This is a genomic window from Tissierellales bacterium (assembly GCA_025210965.1).
In the GTDB taxonomy this organism is placed as follows: domain Bacteria; phylum Bacillota; class Clostridia; order Tissierellales; family JAOAQY01; genus JAOAQY01.
The window spans coordinates 1-9,259 of sequence record JAOAQY010000211.1 but is presented as its reverse complement, the minus strand read 5'-3'; the positions used below and the strand labels follow the sequence as shown (position 1 = coordinate 9,259).

Annotated in this window: 4 protein-coding genes and 1 pseudogene; 2 read left to right on the top strand and 3 right to left on the bottom strand. The window is 31.6% G+C overall.

Annotation, left to right across the window (positions count from 1 at the left end; all coding sequences use genetic code 11):
• Positions 1-13: 13 nt before the first annotated feature.
• Positions 14-256, bottom strand: a pseudogene (locus tag N4A40_15130) (hypothetical protein).
• A gap of 359 nt (positions 257-615) precedes the next feature.
• Here N4A40_15130 and N4A40_15125 point away from each other — a divergent pair.
• Together N4A40_15125 and N4A40_15120 are read left to right on the top strand one after the other, a co-directional pair.
• A complete protein-coding gene (locus N4A40_15125; protein ID MCT4663188.1) occupies positions 616-3,555 on the top strand; it encodes a pre-peptidase C-terminal domain-containing protein in 2,940 nt (979 codons plus the stop codon).
• A 13-nt stretch (positions 3,556-3,568) separates the two neighbouring features.
• Positions 3,569-4,345, top strand: a complete 777-nt coding sequence (locus tag N4A40_15120) for a hypothetical protein (protein ID MCT4663187.1) — start codon at positions 3,569-3,571, stop codon at positions 4,343-4,345.
• Between the two features lie 57 nt (positions 4,346-4,402).
• Here the strand turns inward: N4A40_15120 and N4A40_15115 are convergent, their stop codons facing one another.
• Together N4A40_15115 and N4A40_15110 are read right to left on the bottom strand one after the other, a co-directional pair.
• Entirely contained in the window at positions 4,403-6,520 is a 2,118-nt protein-coding gene (locus N4A40_15115; protein MCT4663186.1) for a caspase family protein, read from the bottom strand.
• Positions 6,521-6,821: 301 nt separating this feature from the next.
• Entirely contained in the window at positions 6,822-8,915 is a 2,094-nt protein-coding gene (locus tag N4A40_15110; GenBank protein ID MCT4663185.1) for an Ig-like domain-containing protein, read from the bottom strand.
• Between the last annotated feature and the right edge of the window lie 344 nt (positions 8,916-9,259).

The following is a 9,259-nucleotide window of genomic DNA, read 5'->3' as shown; positions in this document are numbered from 1 at the left end:
ATTTGGGATAATTCTAATCTTCTTTGCCAGTATCATCTTTCAATAACTCCTTAATCATTTTTTTAGTTTTATTGGCTCTTTTCCCTTATCAACTTCCGAATTAGTTATCATGTCTATTAATTGATTCAATCCCTTTTTATTGTAGTTAATCCCACTTCCAATATCTTTTATAATATATATACCCTGTTGGAGCAACATGATGTGGTTTTAATATATCTTTTTTATCCCATTCTCTTAATGTTTGAGAAGTTTTTATAAACTTCTATAAGGTTTTTTCAACTGTTACTCATCCTCTATTTCTAAATATTTACAAGTTTTTCTGAATTGTTTTATAGTTTATATTTTATAACAAAATCTATTATTTTGCATTATTTTTAATACAATAATACATTTAAATAGTTTAGGAATATTATAACAAAATGCCTTTATCATATATTTTTCTGATTTTCAATATTTTCTTTATGTGCTTTTTTGTGAATTCAATGCACTTTTTAGTCAAATTAACTCGTTAAGTAAAATGTCGTTGACTTATCGGCAGTTTCTTTATACACTTTATAAAAGATCTTTTATTTACAAAAATGGTATATATATCAATCAATTTTTAGGAGGCTAACCATGTATGTAACAAAGAACAAAAGAATATTATCATTTTTATTAGCTATTACCATTTGTTTCAATATCTTATTCTCTACAAATTTCGAACCAGCCAAAGCTTCAAGTGAAAGCTGGATTAACCCAATATTAAAAATATATAGCTTACTTATTCCAAATATTGATCAGGAATGGTCTGAAGAAAGACTAGCACAGCTAAATTTGAATAATATAAAACGAAATATAGGTCCTGTAAGGCTTTATGCTTTACTAAAATTAGAATACGGAATTGATTATAAATTAAGCGCTTATGAATCCTATGAAGAAGAAAGCTTAAAATTGCTAAAAACTTGGAATACCTCAGGTTTCGGAGCTGATGACTATCTATATCTTTCTAATGCAATTTCACTTCTAACTGCTTTAAATTCATCAGATTTAATTACTAAATCTGAAATAAAAGCTCCACCTCTTCCAACTCCAGGGATAGAAACTCTGCTCGCTAATATAAAGGGCAATTGGGAAGATGGTAGCCGCTATTGGCTTGCATTCAAAAAAGATGGCGTAACTTATATTCCTAAACTATCAAGATTCCGCTATAGAGATAAACTTTATCCTAACTATTACAAAGGTACCCTTGCTGATTTTCCAAATAGCAAAGCTTACTTTGGTATTGGTCGAGAAAACACTCTGCTTGATGGTTTTTATATAATTACTTCGCACTCAGCCATATACAAAGATTATGAGTATTGTAGCGATTTAAACTTTGGCCCAACTGGAACTCCCTGGGTTTATGATCAAATAACGAAAACATATAATCCAGATTTTAAATTTGGTTGTATTCGTCAAAATGGAAATGAAGAAATAAATTTAAACAATTATGGCGAAATATCGTGGTCAAATGCTCCAGATGTTGATTCTAACGTTGAACTCTTTGAATTTAACAATAATTACTGCTCATTTTTTGATATAAATAGAAGCAACTATATAGAATTCTCCAAACAAAAACAAACAATAAATCTACCTTTATTGAAAATTGACAACAATTTAAAGTTATATATTGCTGATGAAAATGAAACGGTTGGATCCTTAAAGTTCAACTCAACATCTGCCCATGAAATCAACTGGGAATATTTGCCTCACTCTGCTTCGAATATTAACTCTACCAGTGGTAGAATCAATATCATGACTGATGCCTGGAATCAAAATAACATAATTGATATATTAGAAATCAATGGAAATTGTAATGTTTCTCCAATAGATCCGTCCATTCCTATTTCTCCACATTTATCTAATTCAGATAATTCTTCTAATAATACGGATGAGAATGAAGATAATGATGAAAATAGTGATGAGGATAATGATGAAAATGAAAATAGTGATGAAGATACGGATGAAAATGAGAATAGCATAGTTTCTGACAATAACGAAAATTTTGATCAGTCTCAAAATATTTTATCATTTAATCTTGATGATTCAACAAAACAAAATAGCATTTCTGACAACATTCATTCATCCATAGATAATGATTATTACAAATTTGATTTGACAAGTTTTGCTAAACTTAAAATTAACATCAACAATGATTCTACTAGTGTGTTTAAACTCTATAACGAAAATCAAGAACAGATAACCTTCACTTCTGAGCCCAATGATTCATTCAGCTCTATAGAAAAAATTCTTCCTGAAGGTCAGTACTATATAAAAGTTTTTAACAAATCTGTTTCAGATGATGTTGATAAATACGCATTATCTATAGAATCAAATTGGCCAACTGCAGAAGAAATATTCGCATCTGAAGGTGATGGACCGATCAGTTCTGTATTAGATTACTCTGATGATGGAAAAGTCTTTAAATTAAATTGCCCTGAAACTCAAACTATACTAAAATATAAGTGGAACGTCCGAACAGCTGCTGAAGTTGAATCTATGCTTAGAGCAACTTTTGAAAACAGAAAAGATAAATCTCTTGATAACAATTGGATTGCAAAATCAGCTGATATTAAATTTGATAGACTTATGAAAGAATCGATGACTTGGACTGTAGAAGAAAGACAAGAATACTTTGATTTTAATCGAAATTTACTTTCTATTGTAGTTGGCTTTACTCCAGTTGATACTGGATATGATCTATTTTCTTGGGTTATTGGTAAAGATTTGATTTCTGGTGAAGATGTAGAATTATGGTGTATTGTATTAGTTTTCACTCCAGAAATAATAGATGCATCGATAAAAACTGTTAAAACTGGAGCTAAAATAGGAATCAAAAATTCAAAAAAACTAGCTACTGCAACGATAGGCGAACGACAAATTAAAACATTGCCTGAAACTGTAAGTGATTTTTTCGCAAAAGTATTTTCTAAAGCAACCAAAATGGACTTGATTTTTAAAAAATTATTTGATAAAAATGGCAATCTAATAAAATCTAAACTCAAGGACCTGCATGATGAAGTTAAAAAACGTTGTTATTCACTAGATGAATTGAAAGAATTGACCGTCAAATTAAAAGATCACAATTCTCCATCATTTAATGGTCTAAAGGGAGACATAGGCGAAGTAATTTCTGACTTAACTCATCAAGAAAAATTCAAGGATTATGTTTCTTTAGGCAATATTCATATAAATGGAAATCAAGGCTTTGATGCAGTATATGTAAAATATATTGAGAAAGATAATAAAAAGATTATAGAATCATTAAAAATAGTAGAAGTCAAATTCGGTTCTGCAAGTCTTGGAACTATAGAAAGAGATGGTGAAAAAATAAAACAAATGTCAGATGATTGGATAAAAATTGTTATTGACAAAATGGAATCAAATTCTGATGAATCAATAAAAAAAGCTGCAACGACCATAAACTCGGCGATGGACAATAACTGTCTAGAGAAAGTATTATCATCTGTGAGTAAAGAAACAGGTGATGTTTCATACAAAACCATTACAGAAACTATTACAGAAACTATTCCATAAGGAGGAATTTATAATGGGTAAAGCTTATCTAAAAGATCTTCCAAATATTTACGAGTATTTGATTGAAAATTTATCTAAAAGAGTCACGCAAGTAATTAACGAAGGTTTCCCAAAAGTTGTTGGATCATTTCACTCCTCAAACAGCTTGACTTTAAAATCTATTGCAATTTGTGACTATATCATAAATAAAGATATAGCATGCATGAAAAACAGACTCTATAATGCTTCTATTTCCGGTCTTAAATCAATGCAATGGTACGACACACAAATTGGATTGCGACATATATCTAATTCACTGTCTTTGTCTAAGTTTCATTTGTTGGAATTCGCTATTATTTCAGAAAACACCGAAGCGATATTTGAAGTAGCACATGCTTTAGGAGGTAGGGGAAAATTAGATTCTGCCGAGATAGGTAAAGAAACTTATCATCTTGGCTATGCATTAAAATATATAGTGCTAGATGACTATGAAAATGCTAGCAATCACTTAGAATTTTTTTCAGGGCGCGATCCATTAAATTTTATTACAATTCATGCAGATATTCTCTCTGCCATAATCGCAAAAAACTCCGACTTAGTTAACGAGTGTATCGACAAACTAATTATTAAATATAAAAGGTTAAGAGGTCATAACAACACTCCTGCTGAATTTTTATGTCTATCTGCTATATCTCTCGCTAAGCTAGCAAAAATGAAAAATCTAGAAATTCATATAGACCATGCTCTTGCACCTAAAACTATTATAGATAGCTCTGATGTAAACTATGAATTAATTGATATTTTAAAATAATTCAATCAAAAAAACAAACCAGCTAATTAATTCTGGTTTGTTTTTATTTGCAACATTCTATTTTTCTACCTTAAATCTAACAATTTTAGATTCTTTCAAGGATTTTCCCACATCGCTTTTCACATTATCATTTACGTGAATATAGTAATATCTATCATATTCCCATCCGTCACTAGGTGGATTAAGAAGTACAGAGCTACCTCTAATTTCAAGATTTACTCCATCTAATTTATCTCCAGCTCTAGTTTCTGATATATATATGCCATTAACTATCGAATCTTTCGATACATTAGAGTTAAAATCTATTGTCCACACCTTTTCACTATTCTCTATTATCACATCTTTGTAAAATTCTATGCCCTCGTCTGGGTCTTTGTCTTCGCTTTGACTTCCTACTTCTTCATCTATTGATATATCCCCATAGCTAAACCATGTAAAATCACTATTCTCAGGATAAACTTGTACATGCTGTGAATCATTCTCATCAACAACCTGTCTATAAACGTATTCGTATGTCTCGTCTATGGTTAGTTCTCCATCTTCATTTGCATCTGATAATACCTCGCCTCTATATCCGCTTGCATCTACTAATATTTTCGTAAACAATCCATATGGCGGATTTCCATCATATTCGGCAGACACTTCTGACTCTGAAGATGCCGCTATAACTTTGTACGCACCTTCTTGCAATGTATTGTCACCTTTTGATGACACTTGAAATGTAGCTATGATTTCATCATTTATATCATCTATATCGCTACTGTACTCTGTATCTCCTTTAGCAATAAAACCACCTGCAAAGCAAGCATCTAAAAACACCACTTTTGTTCCAGGAATCTCATCTAATAAAGCTTTAAGTTCTGGTACACTTATATCATCATACATCATGCTAAGTGCGCTTATAGTATGGTATCTAATTCCATGACCTGAATAGTAAAAGTACGTTATGTCTTCTTTACCTGTAACCTCTTTGATTTCATCTATTGCTTCCTCTAGTTCAGTTCTCGTTATATTCTCTAATCTCTCTATAGAAACAAATTCTCCGTCTCCATCAAAATCCGCACTTTCAAATAGTGATTCCATTCTCTTAGCATCGTGTACTGGTCCTAATAAATCACTGCTATCTTCAGGATAATCTGCATTCCCAACTATGATAGCTCGCCTCTCTACACTAGCATCTGACTCTAATACATTTATAGATGTAAATGCCTGCAAGTCTCTATACTGAACTTTAAGACTTGCTGTTCCTAGTGAGTCACTGTAAAACATTCCTTCATCAGTGATATTTCCAAGATCAGCATCGATAGACCACTCCATCTGATAATATTCATCGTCTGCTAGACCAAGCATTTTCTTAAAATCTACAATATCTCCTCGCTCTATTTCATAATTCATTTCTTCAAAGTTAAGACTCAAAAGCTCTCCATCTGACTCAACATATAGATGTAATTCGTTAGATATCGTTCCTTTTTTATTTGATATTGTCAATATACATGAACCGTAATTATTAGTTTTAATTTTGCCATCATCGTCTATAGTCGCTACGTTATCATCCGATGATTCAAATCTAACTGGTTCTGTGGCATCATATGGCACAGGTATATATCCTAAGTGGTACGATTCTCCAAGTTTTAGGTATAATTCATTTGTTTCAATATCTATGCTCTCAATTTCCTTATAATCTTCTATTGCTTCAAATCTTGATTCTATATTGTAGTTCTCTCCTATCAATTCAAAATTCAATGGCTTTACTACAACATAATAATCTCCTTTAGGCAAATTTTTCTCATATATCCATCTATAGCTAAGTCCTTTAGATATGCTGTATTCTGATTCTGAAATTACATTTCCTAATTCATCCTCTAACTTCATAGAATATAAATCATCTTTTTGATGTTCTTCAAGACTTATAAGCGTTAAATCACCTGCTCGTTCTAACTCTATCTTGAAATAATCGGTATCTGATTTTTCATTGAAATAGCCATAAACCCTGTCAACTGCATATAATTCATCTGCGCTCTCTACATTGTCATTAGTTTCTTTTTCCCACCTGATGTCATTATTTCTTTCACTCGCAAATGAACTATCACTAGCAAAAAAGAGAGTCAGCAAAATAAACACCATGATTGAAGTTAATCTCAAAGCTTTTTCAAAATTATTTCTCATTGTTTTCATCTTGCACCCTCTCCTCGACCTTTTTGACTCCCCAGACAAAAAGCATATTTCAGTTAACACCATACACTATATATTATTTATACCACATTTTTAAGCTATTCGCTCATGTTTTTTTCGTTTATTTTGTATTTTTTATGAATTTTTCGTTTTGTTTCGTAAATATCAAAATAAAATATACTATCATTGGCCTTTTCACAAACTAAAAAAATGCTAGTCAATATCATATTTTTACTAAATTTGATTTCGACTAGCATTTTGATTATATTATTCTAAATTAAGTTTCTTGAATATTTTTTAGATACTACTCAACCACAATTTTCATTTCTGCTTCATAAAGACCATCTACACTTATTGCATGAAGAGTTGTCTCTCCTGCTTTTAATGCTGTGTAGTTTCCTTCTAAATCTACGCTTACAAGCTCAGCGTCATCTGAATAGTAGAATACACTCTTATTACTAGCATCTGCTGGTTCAAATGTAAGATCTAATTCTCCATTTTCGCCTACAGCGATTGTCTTATTCGCATCAGCAAAGCTAATATTGTCTAGATATGTTGTGTGTACTCCTTCATAACGCATCCATTCAAATTGGCTATCTTCTGGGAATATTTGCATGTGTTGGTTAGGGCTTCTTGAAAGAATTGCCTCATAAATATGATCATAACTCTCTCTAAGTGTTACAGCACTATCGCCATTAGCATCTGCTGGATAGTTTCCTTCGTATCCACTTGAATCTGTCAATAACTTCGTAAAGATTCCATAAGGTGGAGTTCCACCAAATTCTATAGATGTCTCAGTTTTAGATGAAGCAGTTAAAACTTTGTAAGGTCCTTCTGTAAGAAGTGATTTTGAATGGCTTCCAAAAATCTCTACTACATCATCATTGAATTGCTCTAATTGAGAATCTGAAGCATCTGCTTTTCCAATGAATCCACCTGAGAAACAGCTGTCTAAGAATACAACCTTAACTCCTGGCAATTCATCTAACATCTCTTTTAATTCTGCTACTTTTACGTCATCATTCATCATGCAAAGAGAACTAGTTCTTCCATCTGTATTACCATGACCTGAATAGTAGAAATAAGTTATATCTTCTTTTCCAACTAAAGGTCTCATGTCATCTATAGCTTGCTGCAAACCAGCTCTATCTAAATCAGCATAAGTATTTACTTCTGCGAAATCTCCCTTGTCCTCAAAATCAGCTTTATTAAATACTGTCTCTAATCTCTCTACATCATAAGGAGGTCCGTTTAAGTCATTTACTTTTCCTGGGTAATCTCCATTACCAACTAAAATTGCTCTTCTCTCTACTCTTCTTTCAATTCTACCAACTATCAAATATGCATATGCTGTATCTTCACCATAAGTTGCCGTTACTTTAGCAACACCTTCATTTTCAGCATAGAAAATTCCATCTTCATTTATAGTTCCTAAATCATCATTTAAATCCCATGCAATGTGAACATACGCATCTTCTGGCAATCCAAGTGCTGTTTTCAAATTGATCTGATCGCCCTTTTGTGCCATATATCTTTCTTTTCCAAATTCAAAAGAATTGATCTCTATATCTGATTCAACAAATACTTTTGCAAATGATTTCACTGTTTCTCTTGGATTCATCATTTTAATTTCACAACTACCTGTAGACACTCCTGTTACAACTCCATTTTCATCTACTGTAGCTACGTCTTCATCTGTTGATACAAACGTTACAGATTCTGTAGCATTTTCTGGATTTAATGTATAGTCTAATTCTAATGTGCTACCTTCTTTAAGAACAAACTCATCTTTATTGATTTGAATATCGTCTATAGCAACATAGTTTTCTAATTCTTCATATTCACAATCTAATTTGTAAGTAGACTTAACTACACTCTCGCTATTTGGCAATACCACAATATAATAATCTGGGTCTAATGCTGGATTTACTTCAAGTGATTTTGTACGAGCTAAATCTTCATCTGCCTCTGCAAATTTAAGTACATTACCTCTCTCATCAACTAGTGCAAAATCAAAATCTTCTGCAGTTCCCTCGTCAGATGTGCATGTAAATGTTAATATACCTGGCTTGTCTATCTCTGTTTTGAAACAATCTAAGTCTTTAGCTGAATTAAAAGATCCATAAATGCTGTCATTTATAGGAAGCGTATCTGCTAAATACAAATAGTTATTGTTTTCATACTCCCAACTAGCCTTGTCTACTGCTTCTTTAGCTTGATTCTCTGCTTTTAGTGTTTCTGCTTCCTGAACCTCAGTTTCAATACATTTGTCTAAAACCGATGCCCATTTTTGTACTCTTTCATCTTGACTCTGAGCACTCGCTGGAATAATAGATGTGCACATCAAGACACTGATACCTACTGCTAATAATCTTTTTGCAATGTTTCTTTTGTTCATGATCTTTCCTCCTAAACATAGATTTAATTACATGCATGTGTAGATTATAGCACGTTGTTCATATTTTGTGTTAACTTTTTTAAAAATTTAAGAATTTTAAGAAAAGATACCGTTAACAAAATGTCATTCTTTCTTGTTAAATGTTTAAATTTCAACATATCTTTTAATGTATACCTTTCAATAAATCTATGTTTTATTGAACTATTCAATTTATTTAATCTAAAACATTTTCGTTAGTTAATTTTTAAAGTTAAGCAAAAAAATCCCTAGCTACAATTAATTTTATGATTAATAGCCGCTAGGGATTCCATTATTTTACAAAATATTCGTTGATTGATTCTTTT